At 39.0% G+C, this 26,976-nt stretch carries 18 protein-coding genes, 2 tRNA genes, 3 rRNA genes and 2 pseudogenes; 14 read left to right on the forward strand and 11 right to left on the reverse strand.

Going from position 1 to position 26,976, the window contains the following annotated elements:
* The first annotated feature begins 2 nt into the window (after nt 1-2).
* From GTK57_RS02990 to GTK57_RS03010, 5 genes and pseudogenes are all read left to right on the forward strand, one after another.
* A complete protein-coding gene (locus GTK57_RS02990) occupies nt 3-650 on the forward strand; it encodes a hypothetical protein (protein ID WP_163121241.1) in 648 nt (215 codons plus the stop codon).
* Between the two features lie 323 nt (nt 651-973).
* Nucleotides 974-1,332: pseudogene (locus tag GTK57_RS02995) on the forward strand (roadblock/LC7 domain-containing protein).
* Nucleotides 1,333-1,512: 180 nt separating this feature from the next.
* Complete coding sequence (locus GTK57_RS03000; protein WP_163121243.1) at nt 1,513-2,145, forward strand: hypothetical protein; 633 nt, start codon at nt 1,513-1,515, stop codon at nt 2,143-2,145.
* Between the two features lie 15 nt (nt 2,146-2,160).
* Nucleotides 2,161-2,703: a GTP-binding protein gene (locus tag GTK57_RS03005; RefSeq protein ID WP_163121245.1), complete on the forward strand. Its 543-nt coding sequence runs from the start codon at nt 2,161-2,163 to the stop codon at nt 2,701-2,703.
* Nucleotides 2,704-2,716: 13 nt separating this feature from the next.
* On the forward strand, nt 2,717-3,124 hold the full coding sequence (locus tag GTK57_RS03010) for a roadblock/LC7 domain-containing protein (RefSeq protein ID WP_163121247.1): 408 nt from the start codon (nt 2,717-2,719) through the stop codon (nt 3,122-3,124).
* Nucleotides 3,125-3,213: 89 nt separating this feature from the next.
* Here the strand turns inward: GTK57_RS03010 and rrf are convergent.
* The 5 genes from rrf to GTK57_RS03035 form a co-directional block, all read right to left on the reverse strand.
* Nucleotides 3,214-3,328 (reverse strand): 5S ribosomal RNA (gene rrf / locus GTK57_RS03015).
* A 165-nt stretch (nt 3,329-3,493) separates the two neighbouring features.
* Nucleotides 3,494-6,389 (reverse strand): 23S ribosomal RNA (locus tag GTK57_RS03020).
* Between the two features lie 422 nt (nt 6,390-6,811).
* Nucleotides 6,812-6,887: transfer RNA gene (locus tag GTK57_RS03025), tRNA-Ala, on the reverse strand.
* A gap of 71 nt (nt 6,888-6,958) precedes the next feature.
* A tRNA-Ile gene (locus GTK57_RS03030) sits at nt 6,959-7,035 on the reverse strand.
* Nucleotides 7,036-7,096: 61 nt separating this feature from the next.
* Nucleotides 7,097-8,632, reverse strand: a 16S ribosomal RNA gene (locus tag GTK57_RS03035).
* The 16S, 23S and 5S rRNA genes sit together here with 2 tRNA genes alongside, the layout of an rRNA operon.
* 549 nt (nt 8,633-9,181) lie before the next feature.
* Between GTK57_RS03035 and GTK57_RS03040 the strand changes: the two genes are divergently transcribed.
* The 7 genes and pseudogenes from GTK57_RS03040 to GTK57_RS03075 all read left to right on the forward strand — a co-directional run bounded on the left by GTK57_RS03040 (nt 9,182) and on the right by GTK57_RS03075 (nt 15,090).
* Nucleotides 9,182-10,069, forward strand: a complete 888-nt coding sequence (locus tag GTK57_RS03040; protein WP_163121249.1) for an MlaA family lipoprotein — start codon at nt 9,182-9,184, stop codon at nt 10,067-10,069.
* Between the two features lie 103 nt (nt 10,070-10,172).
* Nucleotides 10,173-11,141, forward strand: coding sequence for an RsbU family protein phosphatase GigA (gene gigA, locus GTK57_RS03045; RefSeq protein ID WP_152874842.1), 969 nt, complete (start codon nt 10,173-10,175; stop codon nt 11,139-11,141).
* Nucleotides 11,142-11,253: 112 nt separating this feature from the next.
* Complete coding sequence (gigB, locus tag GTK57_RS03050; protein ID WP_152874841.1) at nt 11,254-11,772, forward strand: anti-anti-sigma factor GigB; 519 nt, start codon at nt 11,254-11,256, stop codon at nt 11,770-11,772.
* A 23-nt stretch (nt 11,773-11,795) separates the two neighbouring features.
* Entirely contained in the window at nt 11,796-12,620 is an 825-nt protein-coding gene (locus GTK57_RS03055; RefSeq protein WP_163121251.1) for a carbon-nitrogen hydrolase family protein, read from the forward strand.
* A 95-nt stretch (nt 12,621-12,715) separates the two neighbouring features.
* Nucleotides 12,716-13,107, forward strand: a pseudogene (locus GTK57_RS14635) (DUF4951 domain-containing protein).
* Nucleotides 13,108-13,339: 232 nt separating this feature from the next.
* Nucleotides 13,340-14,161: a hypothetical protein gene (locus tag GTK57_RS03070; protein ID WP_152874839.1), complete on the forward strand. Its 822-nt coding sequence runs from the start codon at nt 13,340-13,342 to the stop codon at nt 14,159-14,161.
* A gap of 8 nt (nt 14,162-14,169) precedes the next feature.
* Nucleotides 14,170-15,090 carry a mechanosensitive ion channel family protein gene (locus GTK57_RS03075; RefSeq protein WP_163121257.1) on the forward strand — a complete coding sequence of 307 codons (921 nt, stop codon included), beginning with the start codon at nt 14,170-14,172 and terminating at the stop codon, nt 15,088-15,090.
* A gap of 69 nt (nt 15,091-15,159) precedes the next feature.
* Here GTK57_RS03075 and GTK57_RS03080 read toward each other — a convergent pair whose 3' ends face one another.
* Entirely contained in the window at nt 15,160-17,880 is a 2,721-nt protein-coding gene (locus tag GTK57_RS03080) for a DUF2339 domain-containing protein (protein ID WP_163121259.1), read from the reverse strand.
* 163 nt (nt 17,881-18,043) lie between these two features.
* On the opposite strand from GTK57_RS03080, the gene polA reads away from it, so the two are divergent.
* Nucleotides 18,044-20,809, forward strand: coding sequence for a DNA polymerase I (gene polA / locus GTK57_RS03085; RefSeq protein WP_163121261.1), 2,766 nt, complete (start codon nt 18,044-18,046; stop codon nt 20,807-20,809).
* A gap of 147 nt (nt 20,810-20,956) precedes the next feature.
* Here polA and GTK57_RS03090 read toward each other — a convergent pair whose 3' ends face one another.
* From GTK57_RS03090 to ppx, 5 genes are read right to left on the reverse strand one after another with little or no spacing between them, the layout of a single operon-like run.
* Entirely contained in the window at nt 20,957-21,526 is a 570-nt protein-coding gene (locus tag GTK57_RS03090) for a YggT family protein (protein ID WP_163121263.1), read from the reverse strand.
* A gap of 27 nt (nt 21,527-21,553) precedes the next feature.
* Entirely contained in the window at nt 21,554-22,384 is an 831-nt protein-coding gene (proC, locus tag GTK57_RS03095; RefSeq protein ID WP_152874834.1) for a pyrroline-5-carboxylate reductase, read from the reverse strand.
* Between the two features lie 9 nt (nt 22,385-22,393).
* Entirely contained in the window at nt 22,394-23,758 is a 1,365-nt protein-coding gene (gene tilS / locus GTK57_RS03100; protein ID WP_163121265.1) for a tRNA lysidine(34) synthetase TilS, read from the reverse strand.
* Nucleotides 23,695-24,519, reverse strand: a complete 825-nt coding sequence (locus GTK57_RS03105; protein ID WP_152874832.1) for an acetyl-CoA carboxylase carboxyltransferase subunit alpha — start codon at nt 24,517-24,519, stop codon at nt 23,695-23,697. The genes tilS and GTK57_RS03105 overlap by 64 nt, the downstream gene beginning before the upstream one ends.
* A 31-nt stretch (nt 24,520-24,550) precedes the next feature.
* Nucleotides 24,551-26,071 (reverse strand): exopolyphosphatase, encoded by a 1,521-nt coding sequence (gene ppx / locus GTK57_RS03110; RefSeq protein ID WP_163121267.1) that lies wholly within the window; start codon nt 26,069-26,071, stop codon nt 24,551-24,553.
* Nucleotides 26,072-26,337: 266 nt separating this feature from the next.
* Here ppx and trxA point away from each other — a divergent pair, with 266 nt between their 5' ends.
* The gene (gene trxA / locus GTK57_RS03115) at nt 26,338-26,664 is read left to right on the forward strand and encodes a thioredoxin (RefSeq protein ID WP_152874830.1); all 327 of its coding nucleotides are present in this window, start codon (nt 26,338-26,340) and stop codon (nt 26,662-26,664) included.
* Nucleotides 26,665-26,976: the final 312 nt, after the last annotated feature.

The following is a 26,976-nucleotide window of genomic DNA, read 5'->3' on the forward strand; positions in this document are numbered from 1 at the left end:
TAATGGCTTTTGATTTAGTCCAATACTTTAATAATCAAATAAAAATTCAAAAAACACCTTTTTTGAACAAATATGATTGTGATTTACGCGACCAATACATACAAGAAGTTAATACACTTGTTTTAGGTAAACTTGTTACGCTTTGGCAAGACAATGGGCAGCAACAATTTCAAGAAATTCATAACCTCGATCCTTTATACATCCAAGAAATTGCGCATAGCCTAACAACCTCTATACATAATGAATCTAAGCTTGCCAAAACAGAACTTGAGTACAGCATTTCAGAGATGGTATTACTTCAACTTCAAGAGCTTCAACAGCTCGAAAAAACAGGTAATTACGGAATTTTAGGGTTAAAAGAACTCATTATTGGTCAGGTAGAACATCTTTCTGGTCAAGCGAATGATTGGGTTTGGTCAACAAATGGACTAATAGAACTAAGAGGTTCTAAACCAATTAACCAAGAAGATATATCATTAGATTCAACAATGAAGGAGTTCAATCAAATGGTTCAACATCATTCTCATGCAGATGACGTTCAAGTTACAACTGAAACTGTAGTACCAACTTGGGCTAAAATTTTAGAACCTATTGTTGCTATTATTATTCTTTGGGTTCTCGCTCAAGCTTTATGTAGTGTTTTTGCATAAGCATGTTTTTTATAAAAGACCACTTTTACGTGGTCTTTTTAATTAATGAAACAAACGCTATTTACAAATAGTTACAATTTCATTTATAACATCATAGATATTTCAATTTTACTAAAAAAGATACAAAATTTTACCTAAAAGGTTAAATAGATCTCAAAGCAATTGACCAAAACTATCACTAAATTAAATCTCATTTTTTTCTAATCAAAAATATATAAAAATTAATACGTTGATCTTTCTAACTTATTCTCTATAAATAGAAGTCTACTTAATGATTTCCTATCAAAAGTAGCAATATTATTTATAAAAAAGAGAGAAATAACATGGCTAAAGTATCATTAGAATCATTAACAGGTATTGACGGATTTTACGCTGCTGCATTAGTAGATGGCGAGAGCGGCTTAGCATTAGCTACTCAAGGGGAGGTGATCTTGACTTAGAATTAGCAGCTGCAGGTAATACCGAAGTAGTTCGCTCAAAACGTCGTGTAGCTCAAGCCTTAAACTTAAACGACACTATTGAAGACATCTTAATTACACTCGGTAAGCAGTATCATCTTATTCGCCCATTGGTGAACAATGAGAATGTGTTCTTATATCTAGTACTTGATCGTGCTAAAGCAAACTTAGCGATGGCTCGTCATGAACTCAAAAGTTATGAGAAAGGTTTAGACTTTGCATAATTTAAAATACTTAAGCCCTTTATAAAACATTATAAGGGGCTTTTATTTCCCCATTACTTGCTTTTAAAGGTGGAATATTATGAACATAGGAACTTATAACACTATATATTTCAATCCACTCACACCAAAAAAAACGCCATTAAAGATCTTTCTTCAAATCAAAAAGTTCTCAATTCAAACATGAATATTCCAAGCAATATTGGTTTCGAAAACCATGAAGATGATATAGAAAGAATATCTAATTTTTTTGATGACTTATATAAAACTCATAAAGATATTAAGCTTCATTTATTCGACAGCTTAGGTACATTGGCAGTCATCCAATTAGAAAAAAATCAAGTTTGGGTCAATTCATCTAGAAATAGCCTTGAAACTGACTTCAATTTTAATTGTGAAGTTGCGACAACCAATGCGCTTACTAAAGTTGATCGAAAAAATACACTCATTTTAAATGACTGGATTTGGAATCTATTTTGGAATAGTAAAAACCTCTCCATTCCACTTTGCCCTGAAGATGGACATTTCAAAATCAACTACTGGCCAAAGCCCTTTGACTTAGAAAATAAAAAAATAATATTTCAGCTAACAGCCTGCTTTATCCAAGGTGGAAAAATTTCCACTATTGCAAGCCAATTAAACATTCCAATTCATTTAGTAAGACGGTTTATTGGTGCAAATATTACAATAAATAATGTTGAGAAAATTAATATCTGGGATAAGCATTACACCCCGCCCACTCAGAAAGTACAAGATGAAGATGTTGGCTTTATCAAAGATTTTTTTAGTAGTTTAAGAAAAAAATTGCATTTATAAACATGAGGATTCTCAATGATCATCCAACAGTACAAAATTGTTTTTGCTGGAACTATGGGAGCAGGAAAAACTGAAGCCATCCGCTCACTTTCTGAAATACCAATTCTTGTAACAGAAGCATTAAATACAGATCAGGAAAGCCATTCAAAGCTTCAGACAACTGTAGGAATCGATTATGGTGAGGTTACCCTCGATGATGGATTGGTGATTGGCTTATATGGAACACCAGGACAAGAGCGCTTTGATTTTATATGGTCTGTTATCTGTAAGGGGGCAATTGGAGCAATCATCCTCATCGATCACAGCTTAGAAAACTCAATTGAAGAACTTGAACATTATTTAGAGGTCTTTCAAGAATATACAGAATATATTGCGATAGGAATTACACATACAGATGAAGATTTAGATAAATCGACATATATATACCAAGATTGGTTGATTAAAAATGATCTATATCATCCATTATTTATGATCGATGCACGAAAAAAAACAGATGTAAAACTCTTACTTGAAGCACTCATCACATCTATAGAAATTAATTACAACATCACATCATAATTGGAGAATGCCTATGTTTGCACTTAAAAAAGAAAGAAAAACACCTGAACATATAATTCAGCAGGCAAAAATAGAAATTCAGCATATCTTTAACAATGTTAGCGGTGTTAATTTTATTATGATGTGTTCAACAGATGGCTTTGAATTAACGACACTATACAAAAAAGATTCATTCAACAGAACAAAATTAGCAGCTGTGAGTAGCTCACTCCATGCCATGGTCAGCGCACTTATGACTGAACTACAACTTATAGAATGCCAATCAATCACATTAGATGCTGAAAATGGAAAAGCCATTTTAACCTCTATTCCCAATGCACAATATCCCATGATTATTATGGTACTTGCTGAAAAAGATATATTATTAGGTCAATTACTTCACGCACTAAAAAGATCAAGTAAATCTATCAGCGAGCTCTAGCTATAATTCCATTATTTTTCATATTTCTAATTTTATATACATAAAAAAACACCCCCTGTCTTATGACAGGGGGTGTTTTAGAATTAATGAGCTGGCGATGACTTACTCTCACATGGGTAACCCCACACTACCATCAGCGCTAAGAGGTTTCACTTCTGAGTTCGGGAAGGGATCAGGTGGTTCACTCTTGCTATTGTCGCCAGCACAACTGTTTATGCTTACTCGCTATGGTCTTAATTGCTTTCGCATGCCTAGCTTTCGTCAAATGAGTTATTAACAGATATTTGAGTTAAAGTTTAAGTTCTAGCGTTCACTAAATCAAGCATTTTGCTTTGAAATCTTTCGAAACAACAACTGTTTGGGTGTTGTATAGTCAAGCCTCACGAGCAATTAGTATTGGTCAGCTTCATGCATCACTGCACTTCCACATCCAACCTATCAACGTCGTAGTCTTCAACGGCTCTTTAGAGGACATAAAGTCCTTGGGAAATCTTATCTTGAGGTAGGCTTCCCGCTTAGATGCTTTCAGCGGTTATCCCTTCCGAACATAGCTACCCGGCGATGCGACTGGCGTCACAACCGGTACACCAGAGGTTCGTCCACTCTGGTCCTCTCGTACTAGGAGCAGATCCTCTCAAATTTCCAACGCCCACGGTAGATAGGGACCGAACTGTCTCACGACGTTCTAAACCCAGCTCGCGTACCTCTTTAAATGGCGAACAGCCATACCCTTGGGACCTGCTTCAGCCCCAGGATGAGATGAGCCGACATCGAGGTGCCAAACACCGCCGTCGATATGAACTCTTGGGCGGTATCAGCCTGTTATCCCCAGAGTACCTTTTATCCGTTGAGCGATGGCCCTTCCATACAGAACCACCGGATCACTAAGACCTACTTTCGTACCTGCTCGACTTGTGGGTCTCGCAGTTAAGCGCGCTTTTGCCTTTATACTCTACGCGTGATTTCCGACCACGCTGAGCGCACCTTCGTACTCCTCCGTTACTCTTTAGGAGGAGACCGCCCCAGTCAAACTACCCACCAGACATGGTCCTCGCTCCAGATTATGGAGCAGAGTTAGAACCTCAATATTACCAGGGTGGTATTTCAAGATTGGCTCCATCGCAACTAGCGTCACGACTTCAAAGCCTCCCACCTATCCTACACAAGTAAGATCAAAGTTCAATGTCAAGCTGCAGTAAAGGTTCACGGGGTCTTTCCGTCTAGCCGCGGGTACACCGCATCTTCACGGCGAATTCGATTTCACTGAGTCTCTGCTGGAGACAGCGCCCCCATCATTATGCCATTCGTGCAGGTCGGAACTTACCCGACAAGGAATTTCGCTACCTTAGGACCGTTATAGTTACGGCCGCCGTTTACTGGGGCTTCGATCAAGAGCTTCGCTTACGCTAACCCCATCAATTAACCTTCCAGCACCGGGCAGGCATCACACCCTATACGTCCACTTTCGTGTTTGCAGAGTGCTATGTTTTTAATAAACAGTTGCAGGGGCCTGGTTTCTGTGGCTGTCAACCGCTCAGGAAGTAAATTCCGTCACCGTCGACAGCGTACCTTCTCCCGAAGTTACGGTACCATTTTGCCTAGTTCCTTCAGCAGAGTTCTCTCAAGCGCTTTGGTCTACTCGACCTGACCACCTGTGTCGGTTTCGGGTACGATTCCTGTGTAACTGAAGCTTAGAGACTTTTCCTGGAAGTATAGTATCAGCCACTTCGCTAATAAATTAGCTTGCTATCAGTTCTCAGCATAGAGTACCCCGGATTTGCCTAAGATACATGCCTACAACCTTTCACCTGGACAACCAACGCCAGGCTGACTTAACTTTCTCCGTCCTCTCATCGCATTACACAGAAGTATTGGAATATTAACCAATTTCCCATCGACTACGCCTCTCGGCCTCGCCTTAGGGGTCGACTCACCCAGCCCCGATTAACGTTGGACTGGAACCCTTGGTCTTTCAGCGAGCGAGTTTTTCACTCGCTTTGTCGTTACTCACGTCAGCATTCGCACTTCTGATACCTCCAGCATACTTCTCAATACACCTTCATCGGCTTACAGAACGCTCCCCTACCACTTGCAATAAATTGCAAATCCGCAGCTTCGGCATGTAGTTTTAGCCCCGTTACATCTTCCGCGCAGGCCGACTCGACTAGTGAGCTATTACGCTTTCTTTAAAGGGTGGCTGCTTCTAAGCCAACCTCCTAGCTGTCTATGCCTTCCCACATCGTTTCCCACTTAACTACAATTTTGGGGCCTTAGCTGGCGGTCTGGATTGTTTTCCTCTTGACTACGGACGTTAGCACCCGCAGTCTGTCTCCCGGATAGTACTCATTGGTATTCGGAGTTTGCATCGGTTTGGTAAGTCGGGATGACCCCCTAGCCGAAACAGTGCTCTACCCCCAATGGTATTCGTCCGAGGCGCTACCTAAATAGCTTTCGGGGAGAACCAGCTATCACCAAGTTTGATTAGCCTTTCACCCCTATCCACAAGTCATCCCCTGGCTTTTCAACGACAGTGGGTTCGGTCCTCCAGTTAGTGTTACCCAACCTTCAACCTGCTCATGGATAGATCACCTGGTTTCGGGTCTATGCCCAGCAACTAATTCGCCCTATTAAGACTCGATTTCTCTACGGCTCCCCTATTCGGTTAACCTCGCTACTGAACATAAGTCGCTGACCCATTATACAAAAGGTACGCAGTCACCGGACGCAATGCCGGCTCCCACTGCTTGTATGCATGCGGTTTCAGGATCTATTTCACTCCCCTCACAGGGGTTCTTTTCGCCTTTCCCTCACGGTACTGGTTCACTATCGGTCAGTCAGGAGTATTTAGCCTTGGAGGATGGTCCCCCCATATTCAGACAAGGTTTCACGTGCCCCGCCCTACTCGTCATCATCATATAAGCCCTTTCGTGTACAGGACTATCACCTACTACGGTCGCACTTCCCAGAGCGTTCCACTAAAGCTTATATGACTTAATGGGCTGTTCCCCGTTCGCTCGCCGCTACTGAGGGAATCTCAATTGATTTCTTTTCCTAAGGGTACTGAGATGTTTCACTTCCCCTCGTTCGCCTCATACACCTATGTATTCAGTGTATGATACCTAGCTTATGCTAAGTGGGTTTCCCCATTCAGAAATCTCCGGATCACAGGATATTTGCCGCCTCCCCGGAGCTTATCGCAGGCTATTACGTCTTTCATCGCCTCTGACTGCCAAGGCATCCACCACATGCACTTAATTACTTGACTATACAACCCCAAACAGTCGTTAATCCCTACAAGGAGGATAACAACAGATTGTGTCTTTCAACACACTCATACAGTTTGTTGTCCGTAGATTTAACTACAGTACAGCTTCTATTAGATTCATATACCAAAACGCTTGATTCAGTTAATCGCTAGTTTCTCAGTTCTTCATTTCACTCAACAGTAACAAGTTACTGCTAAATTCAATTCAGTTCTGAGCCTTAAACAATTTATTTCAACTCAAATTAATCTGTTAATGATTGCTCTAGCCTTCGTCAGGTCTAGAAACTGTGATAAATCACAGAGATTACCAAGTCCGCGTATATTAACGCTTATACTTGTTAATCTCTATAAGCTATCTAGCTGTTTGTATGTTTCTTAGCTCATCTTACATTCATTTGACTACCAAGTAGTCAATGATGTGATGGTGGAGACTAGGAGAGTCGAACTCCTGACCTCCTGCGTGCAAAGCAGGCGCTCTACCAACTAAGCTAAGTCCCCAGCTTATCATTAGATTCAATGTATCTTTGCTTTCTGTTTGCTCAGTACTCTCATACTGCGTTAGTCAGATTTGGTGGGTCTGACAAGACTTGAACTTGTGACCCCACGCTTATCAAGCGTGTGCTCTAACCAACTGAGCTACAGACCCTCAGATACATCTTCATGAAGAACAACTTGTTGTGGATTCTTACCAATCGTCAATCTTTCGTTAAGGAGGTGATCCAGCCGCAGGTTCCCCTACGGCTACCTTGTTACGACTTCACCCCAGTCGTCGGCCACACCGTGGTAAGCGTCCTCCTTACGGTTAGACTACCTACTTCTGGTGCAACAAACTCCCATGGTGTGACGGGCGGTGTGTACAAGGCCCGGGAACGTATTCACCGCGGCATTCTGATCCGCGATTACTAGCGATTCCGACTTCACGCAGTCGAGTTGCAGACTGCGATCCGGACTACGATCGGCTTTTTGAGATTAGCATCCTCTCGCGAGGTAGCAACCCTTTGTACCGACCATTGTAGCACGTGTGTAGCCCTGGTCGTAAGGGCCATGATGACTTGACGTCGTCCCCGCCTTCCTCCAGTTTGTCACTGGCAGTATCCTTAAAGTTCCCACCCGAAGTGCTGGCAAATAAGGAAAAGGGTTGCGCTCGTTGCGGGACTTAACCCAACATCTCACGACACGAGCTGACGACAGCCATGCAGCACCTGTATGTAAGCTCCCGAAGGCACCAATCCATCTCTGGAAAGTTCTTACTATGTCAAGACCAGGTAAGGTTCTTCGCGTTGCATCGAATTAAACCACATGCTCCACCGCTTGTGCGGGCCCCCGTCAATTCATTTGAGTTTTAGTCTTGCGACCGTACTCCCCAGGCGGTCTACTTATCGCGTTAGCTGCGCCACTAAAGTCTCAAAGACCCCAACGGCTAGTAGACATCGTTTACGGCATGGACTACCAGGGTATCTAATCCTGTTTGCTCCCCATGCTTTCGTGCCTCAGTGTCAGTATTAGGCCAGATGGCTGCCTTCGCCATCGGTATTCCTCCAGATCTCTACGCATTTCACCGCTACACCTGGAATTCTACCATCCTCTCCCATACTCTAGTCTCCCAGTATCGAATGCAATTCCTAAGTTAAGCTCAGGGATTTCACATCCGACTTAAAAGACCACCTACGCACGCTTTACGCCCAGTAAATCCGATTAACGCTCGCACCCTCTGTATTACCGCGGCTGCTGGCACAGAGTTAGCCGGTGCTTATTCTGCGAGTAACGTCCACTATCCTAGAGTATTAATCTAAGTAGCCTCCTCCTCGCTTAAAGTGCTTTACAACCAAAAGGCCTTCTTCACACACGCGGCATGGCTGGATCAGGGTTCCCCCATTGTCCAATATTCCCCACTGCTGCCTCCCGTAGGAGTCTGGGCCGTGTCTCAGTCCCAGTGTGGCGGATCATCCTCTCAGACCCGCTACAGATCGTCGCCTTGGTAGGCCTTTACCCCACCAACTAGCTAATCTGACTTAGGCTCATCTATTAGCGCAAGGTCCGAAGATCCCCTGCTTTCCCCCGTAGGGCGTATGCGGTATTAGCAGCCGTTTCCAACTGTTGTCCCCCACTAATAGGCAGATTCCTAAGCATTACTCACCCGTCCGCCGCTAAGTTAGGTAGCAAGCTACCTTTCCCCGCTCGACTTGCATGTGTTAAGCCTGCCGCCAGCGTTCAATCTGAGCCATGATCAAACTCTTCAGTTTAATATTGCTTAGTGCCTTAAAGGGCACCAATCTTGGCTCATCAATTTTCTGACAAATATTTCTCAAATAAACTTCGAGTAATTTCTACCATTCAATCAATGAAAATAATTTCGATCGATCAACCAGTAAAAATCCACACAAGTTGTTCTTCATAATCTCTTAATGATCTTCTTGCTACTTCGTCAGTAGCAAGCTAGGTCAGCTATATTACTCTCTATCTCTAGAAAGTCAACTAGTAATTTCAAATTATTTTAAACTTTCTTTCTAAAACCCAATCTTAACACTTCATGCTAAGTTGCTGTTTTATCAGAAGTTTTAATCTTCATCACCGCCGATGGATGTGCATTCTACAGCATTCCCTACCCAACGCAACCCCCTTTTTTAATTTATTTCTCTTTTTTTATCCGTCTGTTTATTTATTCTACAAAATAAAGGTTTTTTTCTCATATTTGTTTAATTTAGGAGCATTACGAATACTAAAAATACTGCTATTATTGTTTTACTACTTTCTTCATTTGCTTTTTTATATAGAAAGCACTGGAATTACTTATGCAAGATAAAAAAATTATTGGGTTAGCACTTTGCTCATTTGGGATTTTTTCTGGGCTTACTCATGCATCGGATAGCACAGCTAATACAACCAATAGTAATCAAGAAATGAGTATCGATGAGACATCATCTACATCAGCTTCCATTAAAGAGTTAAGAAACATTAAAGCAAAAAACTTTAAAGTTAATGCCAATGCTGCTCAGCCAGATGAAGTTAAAGATCCATTACAACCTTTAAACCGAAAAATATTTGCATTTAATGATGCCTTGGATAGAACGGTTGTGCGCCCTATCGCTGTTCAGTATCAAGCAAAAATTCCAACTGATGTTCGTGAGTCTCATCAACAGTTTCGTTCAAATTTGGGTGAACCTTGGAATGCAGTAAACCAAACCATTCAAGGTCGCCCTTTACGTGCGCTTAAAACTTTAGGTCGTTTTACCTTTAATACGCTTACCACTTTAGGTCTTGCAGATCCTGCTCGTAGACTTGGTTTAGATGCCGAGAAAGAAAACTTCGGAACAACGCTAGGCTACTATGGAGTTTCATCTGGACCTTACCTTGTTTTACCTATTTTTGGTCCAAGTACAATTCGTGATGGTTTTGGCTTAGCGGTTGACACTTTTGGTCGCCCTCAAGCATATATGAATAAAAATAGTCTTTATTGGTCTGACCAAGCTTTACGTGGTATAGATGCTCGATCTCAATTGCTTGACCTTGAAAGCGTTTTACAAGGTGATAAGTATTCCGCAATGCGAGATATTTATTTACAACGTAAAAACTTTGTTATTGCAGAGAAAAAAGGTCTCGATACAGATGGTCTTAGCTTTATTGATGATGTCTCAGATGATGATCTAGACGACACAGATACGACTCCAGCTAGCAAGTAAACACACATTACAAGAGATGGAGATGATTAACTTTTTCTAGTAATTCTCCATCTTATTGTTATAGTACTTTTATCTTTACCATTTAGGCTCATACACACTTTATATGTATTTCATTCAGCCCACACGCAATATTCCTCAATTAGATTATGTACTTGAGACGCTTCCGAGTGTGCAAATGATTCGCATAGAAGATATTTCTTTGTATGATCCAACCATTATTGCAATTGCAGATGTTCAAGACTATTTAACGCATCAATGGTCTTTACCAACTATTGTTTTGGCTTTCGATTCTGAGGGAATTGCTTTAGCCCAAGCTTGGGAAATGGGCGCTTTAGCAGGATGGTTATGGAATAATTTACCTAGTAATCCACAAAAAGCCCTTTCTAAAATTGATGCACAATATAAACGCAATCAAGATAGTCGTGATTTACCATCAGCAGCAGAATTACAAAAACGCTTACTTCCAAATCCTATTGAACTAACGAATTATAAAGTTGAAACATTATTTAAGCCTTCAGCTTACTTATCTGGTGATTGGTTCGATTATTGGAAAATCAGCGATAAAGAAATTATGTTTTACCTCGCCGATGTTTCAGGCCACGGTGTAACGAGTAGTTTATTAACGTCTTGGATGGCTGCCTTTCATGGTCGTTCAAAATCTCCAAGAGAATTAATTAAAAAATTAAATGGCATGCTTGTTCAAGAAAATATTGAAAAGCATATCACGATGATTAGCGGTATTTTAAACTTAGAAACACATCAATTACGTTGGTCTAGTGCAGGACATTATCCTCCTGCAATTATTTTTGAACCCAACCAAGCACCCAAAGTTTTAAATACCAGTAGTTTCCCTTTGGGCTTAACGGAAGATTTAGAAGTTGAAGAGTTTGAATGCACTTTAAATAAACAAGCTCGCTTCATTATTTGCTCAGATGGCGCACTTGAACCCTTTGATGGTGGACTGAGTGAACAGTTCGAACAATTGGTCTTCCATTTGAAAAACCAATCTTTTCAAGCACCTGAACATGTTGCTGATGATATTGCTATTCTCAGCTTAAAAAGAATGAATTAATTTAATTTTCAATTACTTATAGAATAAACCCATCATATACGACTGTTTAATACTTGAGTCTACAGATTGGCTATGGGATAATTTTCTATCCTTCTCTGCAAATGGCATTTATATGTCAACAGGTCATGTTGAATACGCAAGCTTGGATGGAACGCATATATTTAAGCTTATTGGCGAAGTGCGTGCCCAATCTTGCATCAGTCTAGACAAACTACTTAGTAAAATTGAACAGCAACAAAATGTCGTTGGCGCTATCGTAGATATGACGCAAACAACATTTATAGATAGTACAGTTTTAGGCATTTTGGCAAAACTGGGTTTAAAACTTAAACAAGTTCATAAAATTCAGGCCGTAATGCTATCTACAAATCCGGACATTACCACCTTAGCCAATAGTATGGGCTTGGGTCAGGTTTTTGTGATCTTAAATTATTGTGGCGATCCATCTGTTTGCACACTTGCTCTTATGGAAGAACATATTACGCATAGCGCAATGCTCACCACCGTTTTAGATGCTCACAAAACACTTATGAAGCTAAACCACAGTAACGAAAATATGTTCGAACCTTTGGTGAAACAACTTCAGAAAGAACAAGATAACCTTGAACAAACGTCTAATCAGAACGTTTAATCTACTTTTTGGTATCTCCTCCCATGACTTTACTTTCCGTTGCACAAATGAACTCCCAAAACAGCATTGAAGCAAATTTCATTGTTGTTGAATCATTAATTCAACAAAGTAAAGCAGATGGTGCCGAACTTATTGTATTTCCAGAAAACTTCATTTGTTTTGCTGCTGGAAAACAACGTGAAACTGCTGAACAATTTCTAAGTATTCAGAAACGTCTTGAAGACTTAGCACACAAATATCAAATTTGGATTATTGCGGGCACTCTCCCATGCCCGTTCCGTCCAAATGGTGATGTCATTTCAGATGGTCGAGTAAGGACTTCTAGCTTATGCATTAGTCCCGAAAGAACCGAAGCGCGTTACGACAAAATTCATTTATTTGATGTTCAAGTGAGTGATGCTGTTGGTGGATATCAAGAATCTAAAAACTTTGAACCAGGAACAGATATTGTTGTTGTAAAAACACCATTTGGCAATATTGGTTTAATGGTTTGCTACGATTTAAGATTCCCAGAACTTGCACTGACACTTCGTAATCAAGGTGCTCATATTTTGACTGCACCTGCCGCTTTCACCTACACCACAGGTGAAATGCATTGGCAACTTCTATTACAAGCGCGTGCAATAGACAGCCAGTGTCAAGTTTTAGGTGCAGCACAACAAGGTTGGCACGGTGAAAAACGTCAAACATGGGGACACACCGCTGCATCCAACTCTCGTGGGAAAATTTTAGCTAGCCTTGAAAGTGAAGGTGCTCAACTTATTACCGTTCCTTTTGATTTAGCAGAACAAAAAATTATTCGCGATTCTATGCCTTTAATGCAACATCGTATATTGGTTAAATACTAAACTTTAAAAACCATTCACACCTTTATATTCAGATTTCAAATCTATTTAATTTTATATATAATAATGATTCTTATTTACATCATCTCCCAAAAATCATGTTTAAAACCTCTTTAATCGGTGCATTACTTATTTGTATTTCTTCATCATCATTTGCAGAAATTCAAATTTCAGAAAAGCTTAGACCTCAAGCTAAATCATTGGTGGATCCGAATATTCAACGCCTAGATATCCCCCCACACCAAACAACATGAGTCTTCCCTCTTTTGGACAAGGTATTATTGGCTGGGGAACTGGTCCAGATGGTGCAGAAAAACGATTAAATAACATTACAAAACAAGATGTCGATCATTTAAAAACTCAAGATGTTTCTTTGGAGATGATTCAAACTTGGCAAAAATTTTATGAAAATGAAACACATCGTAACGCAGGTAATCCTACTGCACCATTTCGCGCGCAGCTCATGAAAAAAATTGCCGAACTTTGGTAAAACAATTTATAAATATGAGAAAGTCAGTAGCCCAAACTACTGATTTTTCTTTTTTGTAGATTAAAAAGAACTTTTAAAATTGTGTTATATATTTATATTTACTGATTTGTAATTATTTAACCAACTTGTGTTTGTTTCCATAATAATAGTGAAATAATTAAATTTGCGTATACTTTAGAAAATAGCAGTGCAAAGCCTGCTTTAGCGCTTAAAAATTGAAAGGGATATTGAATTGTCAGAAAATAATACTTTCTTAAAATCTAATCTTCACGATATTCAATGGTGGGGAGAAAAAGAATTTGAGCTCAATATTCCTCAAGCGTGGCAATTTGGTTCTTTACTCTTTCGCATTACGCGTAGCATGCAAGAATGGCGTTTAGAATACCATCGACCACAAGTTCAATACGACTACGAACAAGCTTGGCATAAAATTGATGATCCCAACTTTGGATTTCCTCAGCCTGTAGAAATTGAACGCTACATGTTTAGAAGCACGCAAAGTAAATTACAGCTCAAGCCTCGTCTTGCAAACCGTTCTGTTGTGATTAAACCTGTAGATCCAATTTATATTCCTGCGGGTCAACGCGGAACTTTATATATCAGTACACCTTTATGGTTATCTGGTTTTATTGAAGGTCATAAAGAACCTATTTTCGATTTACCTATTATTTTGCCAAAAGACACTTGGTTTGGACCTAATCCACGTACAGGTGAAATTTGTTATGCCACTTCAGTAGATGGTCGTACCGAGTTAAAGAATCTTACACGTCGTGCTTTTCGTGCAGTCACGCCTATTGAGTTTCACAACACAAGCAATCAGCAACTTCGCTTTGACCGAATGAGTGTTCCCGTTCCTGCCTTACCTCTGTTTTATAGTGAAACTACAGGGCGTTTGTGGACATCACAAATTAAAGTGATACATGAAGGTTTAGATAAACCACCACGCATTCGCTTAGAAAACAGAACTCCACCACTTGCAGGTGAAGTCACTTATCTTCATCCTCCTCGTGAACCTGCAGGAATGTTGTTTAATATGTTTGAATCATTTTTCTAGGGGATAACATGTCACAAAATCAAATTACAAAAGATGTTACCCAAACCCTCACAGGTATTTTTACCAATATTAATACAGATCGATTAACTGAGTTTTTAGTTGCGATTCTTTTATGTTGTATTGGTTTTTTGATTGCACGTTTTATTTCAAATACCTTTATTCGTACTGTTGGTTCTCGTTTCAATGCGCATCAACGCCTGATTTGGCGACGTGGCATTTTCTACACAATCTTCCTATTTTTTATCATAGCAAGTTTAAAAGAAGCAGGTTTCAAACTCAGTGTTTTTCTAGGTGCAGCAGGTATTTTAACGGTTGCTCTTGGTTTTGCATCGCAAACATCTGCATCGAACTTAATTAGTGGTATTTTCCTGATTGGTGAGGGTTCATTTGAAATTGGCGATACCATTCAAATTACCCTTATTCGTGGACACACCATTGAAGGTGAAGTAATTTCGATTGATTTACTCTCAGTCAAATTACTTACTCAAGATAATATTTATGTCCGTTTGCCCAATGAGCAACTTATTCGAGCCCCTGTGCAAAACTTATCTAAGTTCCCCATACGGCGAATCCCGATTACGCTTGCCATTAACTTCCATGAAGACATTATTAAGGTTCGTGAAGTTTTATTGGATGTTGCCAATAAATATCCGTTGGTACTAACAGATCCAAAACCTGCGGTTACTGTAACAGCGTTCCGTGAATCTTCTATTGAATTGCTATTTGCAGTTTGGTGCCAACAGCAAAACTTCTTAAAAGTTCGAGATGAAATGCAGGAACGTATTCGAAATGGTTTCCTTTCAAATCAAATTGAAATTCCCGTACCAAAAATGGGCTTTGTTGATCACCCACTTCGCCCATTAAGCAATGAAGATATTGATCAATATGCAAATGCCAAAGAGATTATCCGAGAACCCGACTTGAAGTAATCTATAAAAAATCCCTCATATAAGAGGGATTTTTTATGCTTTAACATTCTAGATTTTCTATTAATTCATTTACTGAGATTTTAAAATCTCTTTTTCACCTTCTGGCATAGGTGCTATATACGCAATAACTAACATAATAAAACCTGCACCTAAGAATGAAATCACCCGTGTTAATGTTCCAATGTGAGATAAATCGAAAAGTACCAGTTTTAAAGTCACAATCACTAAAATACTTCCGCCCAAAATCCACATCGCACGTAATTGTTTACGACTCGCAATACTCATGGTGATAAATGCCAAACTTACCCACAGCAAAGTTAAACTAAGTTGAATAATCGCATGATCCCAAATGGCTAACTCATTAATTGGTGTTCCCAAATAAACATGTAAGGCACGTAGCACCATATAACTACTCAACCAAAGTAAACTCAGCACCATGAGAACAGCGACCATGCCTTTATCTAAACCTGTTTTAATTTGCAAAGAAAGCATCCAAATAAAACTTGCAAGAATTGCCAAACTCACTAAATCAAATGGATTAAGAATTGGAAAAACATAGCCATAAAATGCTTGCTGTGAAAATAATTGCGAACAAATAATCCATGCAGCGGTTAACAACAAAGTGCTTCGAGCTTGCCAAAATATTTTCCAATCTGAATCTTCAACTTTCCAATAGCACCACGCACAAAATACCAATGGAAGAATGACCATACTAATAAATGGCATGGTTGGAAAAATGGTTAAGCTTGCTAAAGCTAAACTGCTTAGTGTTCCTAGACTGACCCACTCTTTTTCAGCACGAACACCCATAAGTGGTCTTAACCATAAAATGGTAAATAAAATACCAACCACAGCAAAACACACACGCTCTATAGATGAATCCCAAACTAAATAACCTTGTTCCGAATAACCCACAACTAAAAGTGTTGCATAGATATAGATTGGAACAAGTCCCGCCCACTTCGGAATAAGCCAAGACCACGTTGCTTTGGCAGAAAGTAGCAGTTCATTAATAATTAAATAAAGTGTACTGATGATGAGTAGCACCAACACATCGGTGAGCTTTCCATGTATTTCGTATTGCAACAAAACAATCAATAAAATGGTCGATGAAAAACTGAGAAAGCTTAAAAAAGTAATGGTTGCCGTACTGAGTTGTTGTTGAAATTTTTCGGTACAATTCGCAATGATCACCACCAATAAATAACAAACACTTAATACCCAATACATTGTACTTGGGAACGTACTATGCTCTGCCACAGAATGAAAACTCGATAAACCTGCGACAACTAACAACCCCATCGCCAAGTAACGACTCATTGCAGATTGTTGATATAAAGAAAAAGTGAAGATGAGTAATCCTTCTATCGCCCACCCCATCACACTCCATTGATCTGGCAATAAAATAGGTGGAATAAGCGCAAGAAAGATGAGCGCAAGACTTAAATAACTTTGTGAAATAAAATCAACTGTCTGACTTCTTTTTAAAAACTGATAAAGCAGAGCAAATAAAATTGCGAAAATAAGACTTAATCCTGCTTGCCATAAAGTTTCATCAATATGCATAACATATAAAAATGCATATCCCACAATAGGCGCACCAAAAATAAGGGCAATATCTAAAGCAGGCTTGAACTTAAATTCAGATAAATCTGCTTTTGCAATCAATTGACTAAAACGAAATCCAAGCCAAATAAATACCGCGCTATGTGCAAGAACAAGCGCAGTGAGTTGATTTTTTTCTGTAATGTATCCTTTATAAAGTGCATATCCTCCACCGAAGAATACAGTCATTAAAAATGCAATTTGATTGAGGAACTTCCATGGACGTAAGGTGCTTAATATCGCTACGGCTACATTAATCACCAAATAATATGCAATAAATTCTACGGCTGTTGCATCTCGAACAGGTAGCGTAAATGGGGCTAAATATGCAATCACCATTGCCATAATCGCCAATTCAACAGATTGCTGTTTTAAACTTAGCCACAATGTTGGCAACATAACAGCAATAAAGCAGATTGAAGCGATGGTAATATTTGGAATCACACTATTGTAATAGGCAAAAAATAAAGTCAAAAATAAGCCTGCTAAGCCCAAGCCTTCTAAAGCCAAAGCAAAACTACGATTATTTTTATATAAGGCATAACCTAAAACTGAAACGCTTCCACTCACCAAAGCCACAATAGCAAGTTTCATCACCAAGCTTAATTGCCAATGTTCCGTAGCAAAGCGAAGTAAAAGTACAACGCCAATCACTAAAACAACAATTGCAACTTTTAATACAGGATTGCCCTGAAAAATCCATTGTTTAATTTGTTCAGACAAACTTTGTTCTGAATTTTCACTTAATTGTTGAGATGCCACTATTGGAACAATGGGCGGTAGTTGCAAATTGTCTTGATGTGCCGCAAAAGGCTGTTGTTGTAATTTAAGTTCGACATGAACGAGTGAATTTTCTATTCGTTTTAACCATCTTAAAAAGAAGAAAATCCAAGCCGTAATACCTATGGTTAACCCTAAATGCCAATCCATAACTCCTGAAACCAGTGCAAAAAACGATGATAAATACAAAGGCACTTTAGATGTGGGTTGTAATGATACATGCGATTTTTGAGATAGATCATCCATAGAATGACTGATTCCATCTGCATATTGCATGACGCTCATTACAAAAGCGATTCCACAGATATAAGTCAGAATGCGAATATCTAAAAACCATGCAGATACTGCAACAATAATTAGCACCATCAACCAGATCATGCGAATTTCATTTTGCCTTTTTAACATCGTATAAATTGGCTCATTACATTTTTAACCATCATAACACCCACATTCATAGAGATATTTAACATTCATCTGATATTCGGTAATCTAGAGTTGTAATCATGTTTCTGCGACAACCTTAAAAATCACGTACAATAACGCTGTTATTTGGATAAGGATTTTATCAATGCCACCATTTGTCTTGGTCGATGGCTCATACTTTTTATTTCGTGCATTTCACGCTGTGCCCCCATTAACCACGTCAACAGGTTTGCAAACAAATGCAGTCCGTGGCGCAATTGCCGCAATTCAAAAATTAATGCGTCGGATTCAACCTACGCACATGGCTGTTATTTTCGATACGCCAGAACCTACTTTCAGACATGAACTTTCACCTATTTACAAAGGTGACCGTCCAAGCATGCCTGATGAACTATCACAACAAATTCCATATTTACATGCACTTATTCGTGCCTTAGGTATTCCATTACATACTCTTCCGGGTGCTGAAGCCGATGATGTTATTGGTACTTTAGCAAAACGTGCAGAAGCTTTAGGTCACCAAGTTCTTATTTCAACTGGCGATAAAGACATGGCGCAGTTGGTTACAGACAAAGTCACTTTGGAAGATAGCTTTAAAGAACGCCCGCTCGATATAAATGGCGTATTTGAAAAATTTGGCGTTTGGCCAAATCAAATGATCGACTACCTAACCCTTATGGGTGATGCCTCTGACGGTATTATGGGTGTTCCGGGTGTTGGTGCTAAAACTGCTGCAAAACTTTTAACCGAATATGGCTCTATTGGTGGCATTTTAGAAAATGTCGACAAAATTAAAGGCAAAGTCGGTCAAAATATTAAAGACAGTGTTGAAGGCATTACGCTCGATCATCAACTTGCAAGTATTGTCATTAACCTCGATTTAAACTTTGGCTATGATGACTTAAAACTACAAGATCCAAATGTCGAAGCGCTTCGTAATTTATATACAGAACTCGAATTCCGTAACCAATTACAATCTTTAGATCATCCGAATAATCCAAACAACTCAAGCTACAAACAAACAGCAAAAGCCGTTGTGAAAAATACAACTGAAGATGCGCCTGTAGCCAATGAAGATCAAGCTTCTGTTACAAGTATCGATGATCAATTGGGTCAAGCAACGTATCACACTGTTTTAACGCAGGCAGGTTGGGATAAGCTATTTCAACGTTTAAGCACAGAAAAACGCTTTGCTTTTGATACAGAAACTACAAGCTTAGATTATCGTATTGCACAAATTGTTGGTTTTTCTGTGGCTTTCGATGCGAAAGATGCTTATTACGTTCCGCTTGCACATGATTATGAAGGTGCTCCTGAACAGCTCAATCGTGAAACAGTTTTAGCTCAAATTAAACCAATCTTAGAAAATCCTGAAGTTCAAAAAATTGGTCATCATTTAAAATATGATGCTCACGTTTTAGAAAATCACGGGATTCAGCTACAAGGTTGGTATTTCGATACCATGCTTGCATCTTATGTGTTGAATTCTGTTGCAACACGTCACGGCATGGATGATGTTTCACGTTTGTATTTAAGTCACTTAACCACAACCTATGAACAAGTTGCGGGTAAAGGCGTTAAACAAAAAACATTTAATCAAATTGAGATTGAAACTGCTGCACATTATGCTGCTGAAGATGCGCATGTCACTTATCGTTTATACGAAGTTTTAGATGCAAAGCTACAGAAGCATCCTGAACTATTAAATCTTCTTCATAATATTGAAATGCCTGTTGCTCGTGTTCTAACCATGATGGAAGAAAACGGGATCGAACTTGATTTAAGTTTCTTAGATCAGTTAGGCGTTGAATTTGCCAATACCATTCAAGACTTAGAAAACCAAGTTATTGAAATTGCAGGTGAAAGCTTCAATGTCAGCTCACCAAAACAAGTTGGTGAAGTTTTATTTGATAAGTTAGGTCTAAAAGGTGGCAAAAAAACATCGACTGGGCAATACAGTACAAGTGAAAGTGTTTTAGAAAAAATTGATCATCCTATTACAGATTTAATTTTGGAATATCGTGGTTTATCTAAACTCAAAAGTACATATACAGATGGTTTATTGAAGCAAGCAAATGATGAGTCGCATCGTGTACATACAAGCTATCACCAAGCTTTAACAGCTACGGGGCGTTTATCTTCAACAAATCCGAACTTACAAAACATTCCTGTACGTGAAAAAATTGGACGCCAAATTCGTAAAGCATTTATTGCTCCGAAAGGTCGAATTTTACTTGCAGCCGATTATTCGCAGATTGAATTACGCTTAATGGCACATTTTTCACAAGATGAAGCCTTGGTTGATGCATTTAAAAATGGACAAGATGTACATAGTCGTACAGCTGCCGAAGTTTTAGGAATTGCACTTGAAGATGTAACGAGTGATCAACGTCGTCAAGCCAAAGCGGTGAACTTCGGTTTACTTTATGGCATGTCAGAATTTGGTCTAATTCGTCAACTTGGTTTTACTCGCCAAGAATCTCAAGACTATATTAAGCAATATTTCCATCGTTACCCTGGCATTTACGAATATATGCAACGTACTCGTCAAGTTGCTTTGGAACAAGGTTTTGTAGAAACTATTTTAGGTCGTCGTTTATATACACCAGATATTGATGCTCGAAATATGATGGTTCGTAAAGCTGCTGAACGTGCTGCCATTAATGCGCCACTTCAAGGTTCTGCTGCCGATATCATTAAAATAGCAATGATTGAAGTGGAAAAAATGCTTCCGAAAGATCAAGCCAAAATGCTGTTACAAGTACACGATGAATTGGTATTTGAAGTTGATGAAGATATTGCAGATGAGCTTGCACCAAAACTTGCTGAAGTGATGCAATCTGTTCTACAAATTTCGGTACCTCTTATTGTAGAAGTAGGTAAAGGCAAAAACTGGGATGAAGCGCATTAATGTAAAGCTCCTTCCTCCTTGTAGGAGGAAGGTTGGGATGGAGGTTTTCAGCCTAAGACCTCTCCTTCTAGGAGAGGTTCAGGGATAGGTGTTCAAATCGCCCAAAATAAAAAAGGACGCATCAGCGTCCTTTTTTATTCGGTCAAATTAGAGACCCGTAAGCAACACAATTGCCACTTCATTCATAATAATTTCAATTACGAACAACGTTAAGAAAGCAAAAATTGGCGATAAGTCAATCATCCCCATATTCGGCAAAATACGACGAAATGGTGCAAGTAAAGGTTCAGCCAATTCTTGAATGACTTCAATATAAGGTGAACGTGATTGTGTAAACATCACCACCCAACTTAAAATAATCGTTGCGAAAATTAAATAACGACAGAAACGAATTAAGTCTTGAATCATCGTTACAAAAGTCAAAATCACCAAATGAATTGGACTATTTGGCATTGCACCCGACAAATACATCACACCAAAAATTTTTAGTAAATACAGCACAATAACCAAAGCTAATGCCGCTAAATTTACTCGACCTTTTGCAACTGTTGGAAAAATGCGACTAAAAACATCGACAATTTTCGTTGCTTTCACCGTTGAAAGAACAACTGGGTTATAAGGACTTACCGCAGCTAATTGCATTAGAAAACGGAAGAATACGAGCAAAATCGCTACGTTAATGATGATGCCAAAAATTAGCGCAGAATTTGCACCCATATATAAACTTTCCTAATTAAATCAATCTTATTTAACGCTATCACTCAAATCTTGTGCAAGCACTTGACTACGTTTTTGTGCAGCAGCCAAAGCAGCTTGAATGGTTTGTGAAACTTGACCATGATCAAACACTTCAATCGCAGCTTGTGTTGTACCATTTGGTGACGTTACATTTTTGCGTAATTCAGCAGGCGTATTTGCACTTGTAATTGCCATTTGCGCTGCACCCAATGCAGTTTGCAAAGTCAAATCCGTTGCAACTTTTTCATCTAAACCTAAATTTTTACCTGCACGAATCATACTTTCCATTAAATAGAAAAAGTACGCAGGGCCTGAACCTGAAACCGCAGTTACAGCATCAATTTGTGCTTCAGTATTTACCCAAATGGTTAAACCTGTTGCAGCCAAAACTTGGCTTGCTAAGTTACGGTCTTTTTCAGATACAGCTTCTGTCGCATATAAACCATGTGCACCTGTTTGAACCAATGCAGGTGTATTTGGCATAACACGCACAACTTGGTCTGTGCCAAGTAATTCTGAAATAGTTGAGATTTCTGCACCAGCAACAATTGAAATCACTAATTTACCAGCAAAAAGACCTTTTAATGGCTTTAAAACTTGTGCCAAAACTTGTGGTTTTACTGCAAAAACAACAACATCTGCTGTTTGAATTGCCGCCATATTATCTTCAGTAACTTGCACATCCTTTTCTTGCAATAACTGACGTACTTGTTCTACTGGATCTGAAACTGTAATACGAGTTGCAGGCAAACCTCGAGCAATCAAGCCACCAATTAAGGCTTGAGCCATGTTACCGCCACCAATAAAACTAATATTACAATCTAAAACTGCCGTCATTTTTCACGCTCATCTATGAGTTTGATCTTTGTTCATTAACTTTGGTTGCCAACCACCTGTTTCACAATACACAGATTGTGCAAACCAAAAACCTTTCGGTGTAAACGCACCTAGCATAACATTATCTATGCTTAATATTTGAATTGTATGACGCTGCCACGGAAAAATATGTGCTTCTTGTATGGCTTTCTTTAACGGCCAAGAACCAATACGTCCGTACAAATGAATTTTTTCACCACCTTTTCGTTGCTCAATAGTGAGCTTCTTATTTAACAACTCAAAAGATAGTCCAATATTTTCAGTTTGAATTTTATATTGCCCAGATGCTAACGAAACAGATTCATTTAGCTCAAATTTAATATTTTGAATTTCAAAAATTTCTGTCTTTTCAGCTAAATATTCTTCTTTTTTAATGCGATACAATTGATCTTGATAGCGCACGTAAAAATAACCATTCCAATGCAAAGCTGCTTGAGAATCTTTCTTTGAATGAATGACTTCATTTTGAATACGCTCAACCATATCAAAAGATGGACGATACTGATCACCACCTTTCATCCAAGCAGACAATAATTGACGTTGTCTTGGCGGATTAAGCTGATTAAAAATATGAAGACCTAATTCAACGTCATTTCCACATAAGGCTAAATCTTGCAATAAAACCTCATGCAAAATATCTTCAGCATCTTGCATTAAATAACTGGTTCGACTTAAAGCTTGCTGCATTTTAGGATAGCGACTTTGCAAAATATGCCACAATTCTTCACGGCACCATGCTCGATCATAATGTGTGTCGTAATTTGTTGGATCTTGAATATTTTGCACATTCAACTGACTTGCCCATTGGCAAATTTTCTCATGCGAAATATTTAAAAGTGGTCGCCAGATGGTTAAATTTTGCCGAACATCTATTTCACGCATAGCAGCCAAACCATGAATTCCTGCACCCGAAAGTAATCGAAGCATTAATGTTTCAGCTTGGTCTTGTTGATGATGTGCAAGTAATAGAATTTCGTGAGGCTGAATATGATGTGAATAGGCTTGATATCGTGCAGATCTAGCTTGGCTTTCTAAATTGCCATCCGCAACATCTACCGTTTGAACAATACAAGGAATATTCAGTTGCTGGCATTGCGCCAAAACAAACTGTCCCCATTGCTCGCTTGAAGATTGCAATTGATGATCGACATAAATTGCACGAACTTTTTCAGGGCACAAAAATGACATTAGATGCAGAAGCAACATGGAATCCATGCCACCGCTACATCCAATTAAAAACGAAGAATTTTCTGAAAAATTCTGAAGCTGTTTTAAGCAGTTAGACCTAAATTGTCGCTGCCAAACTTCATTAAACGCTGGTAACGCGCTTCGCATCGTTCATTCGCATCCATTGGTTGCAATTCTTCAAGTGCTTGTTTTAACACAGACTTGAGGCTTTGCATAACTTGTTCAGGATTTAAGTGAGCACCCTCACCTTCATCGACAACATATTCAACAATGCCCATCTTTTTCAATTTTTCAGCTGTAAGAGCGAGTGCTTCACTTGCTTGCTCAGCTTTTTCAGCCGTTTTCCACAAAATAGATGCACAACCTTCAGGTGAAATCACTGAATAGATACTATGAGAAAGCATCACCACACGGTCAGCAACACCAATACCTAAAGCACCGCCCGAACCACCTTCACCAAGCACTGTTGCAATAACAGGTACTTTCAAGTTTGAAAGTTGTGCAAGACTTGTTGCAATTGCTTCAGCTTGACCACGTTCCTCAGCACCAACACCTGGGTACGCGCCCATTGTGTCAATAAATGTCAAAACAGGAAGATTAAAACGCTCAGCCATATCTAAAAGACGCTGAGATTTACGATAACCTTCTGGGTTACTCATACCAAAATTATGTTGTAGTTTTTCACGCGTGCTACGACCACGATGTTGACCAACAATCATCACAGGTTGACCATCAAAACGCGCTAAACCACCTACCATTGCACCATCATCACCAAATAAGCGATCACCATGCAAAGCATCGAATTCTGTAAAAATTTCACCAACGTAATCTAAGAATTGCGGACGTTCAGGATGACGTGCAATTTGAACTGTTGCCCATGCTTTAGATTGGGCTGTTTTATTTTTCATAGGTCGACCTTATCCGTAAATTAACCATACGTTAATGAATGAATTGTTCCGCCTGAATATTCAATTCAATGTCACAATGCTTGAACTGCGCTTGCTCATCGTGCAAGTCTGCAACAAGTAAAGGCCACTGTTTTGCATCGCCAGAAACACTTAGTTGCCATTGTTGCGCATTATGTACTATCAATTCAATGGCAGGAAGCATCTCATCGCTACGACTGTGATTTAATAAAACAGATAATCGAAGCAATAGACATAAGTGCAGTAATTTGCTACCACCCACTTTCATAATGTCAAATTTAGCGTCACTTCTAAGCTTTCTACGATGATGTGCAACTAAATGCGAAAGATGATTTTGGTCAATTTGCGAGAAGCCTGCAATGTCCGAATGTTGCAATAAATATGCACCATGACGATGATATCCTGCATGACTAATTGCTAAACCAATTTCATGTAAATACGCAGCACGACGAAGTAAATCACTATCATCACTGGTTAAATTGAGTTTTTTAGCAACACTTTCAAACAAATGTTGTGCTGTTTTAACAACACGCTCAGCTTGTTTAGCATCAGAGCTATAACGCCCCATTAAAGCTTGAACACTTCGATCTCGGATATCTTCGTGTTGGAAACGACCTAAAAGATCGTACATTACGCCTTCACGTAACGCACCATCGGAATATAAAAGTGAATCGATTTCCAAAATATCAAATACCGCATATAGAATCGCAATACCTGCTGGCAAAACTGCTCGACGATCTTCTTTTAGACCATCAAATTCCATATCGGAAACATGTTTATATTTAAAGAGCTTATCTTTTAATTTATCTAGACCTTCGCGCGTTAAGCTTTCTTTCTCATCGCTCCAGCCCATATTAACGACAATTTGGCGACAAGCTTTAATTGTTCCACTTGAACCAACTACCGTATCCCAACCTTCTTTTTTATATGTATTGGCAATACCAGACAATTCTTTACGGGCAGCAACAACGGCTTTATCAAAAGCTTTATGACTAATTTCACCATCTTGGAAAAACTTTTTGGTGAATGCAACACAACCCATTTGCAATGATTCTGTATGAATGGGTTCAAATTCTTCACCAATAATCAACTCGGTAGAGCCACCACCAATATCGACAACTAAACGTCGTCCACTATTTGCCATGGTGTGAGATACACCCAAATAAATTAGACGAGCTTCTTCACGCCCCGCAATAATTTCAATAGGCTTTGGTAAAATTTCAGCTGCTTTTTGGATAAATTCGTGACCATTTTTTGCTTGACGCAAAGCATTGGTTGCCACAATACGCAAGCGATTAGGCTGAACCGCTCCCAAACGTCCAACAAAACGCGCCAAACATGCTAATCCACGTTGTTGCGCAGCTTCTGTTAAGTTTTTATTTTCATCTAAGCCTGCTGCCAATTGTACTTTTTCTGACATTGACGCAACTTTTTTTACTTCTCCGTGATCAACACGGGCAATTGCCAAATGAAAACTATTTGACCCCATATCAATGGCTGCAAGTAACTCTTCATCAATTAAAAAATCAGACATTCTTTAAACAAACCTATTCAGAACTACGACTAGAGTAATTCACCTACATGCAATTTAAAAGCCATTTATAATGTGTTTTTTTAACACGCTGATATTTCCCTTATTTATGACAATTGTGTTACACGATAATCACCATCGTGAGCATCAATTAGACAAAAAATTGCGAAAGGTTGAAAATTTAGTTATACCCCTACATTGTTAAAGATGGCTATGTAATACTAAGAACATTGATACCATCTTTAAAAGATTATTTTTGGAGCAAAACCATGTCTGGCAATATTGTAAACACAACTGATGATAACTTCACAGCAGACGTATTAGAGTCTGACACACCTGTACTTGTAGATTTTTGGGCAGGTTGGTGTGCACCTTGTAAAGCAATTGCACCTGTATTAGAAGTTTTAGCTTCAGAATACGAAGGTAAAGTTAAAATTGTTAAAGTTGATGTAACTTCATGCGAACAAACTGCTGTGAACTACAACATCCGTAACATCCCTGCGCTATTAATGTTCAAAAATGGTGAAGTTGTAGCGCAACAAGTTGGTGCTGCACCTAAATCAAAATTAACTGCTTTCATTGATGAAAACATCTAAGAAGTTAGTCTTTTTAAAATACGCTATTAAAATATAGCGTATTTTTTTCGGCTATAAATTGACAAACCACAAATTCTCTCTTATATTGCATAATCAAGAAATTTAGGGTTTCTATTCCCTTTCTTTCTTACAAGACACAACACATAAGATGCCGCTCGGCAACAGAAATTGTTTTCACACTTCTTTTTATTTTAAATAAAATTTCAGTTCTTTGAATTGTTATTGTGCGAACCAATTACTTTCGTTTTTTGCATGTCTGCGGCCTACTCATTGTGCTTCCTATCTAACTTGTACCTCAGAATTTCACATTCT

Origin of the sequence: Acinetobacter portensis (genome assembly GCF_010646905.1) — a bacterium.
GTDB classification, from domain to species: domain Bacteria; phylum Pseudomonadota; class Gammaproteobacteria; order Pseudomonadales; family Moraxellaceae; genus Acinetobacter; species Acinetobacter portensis.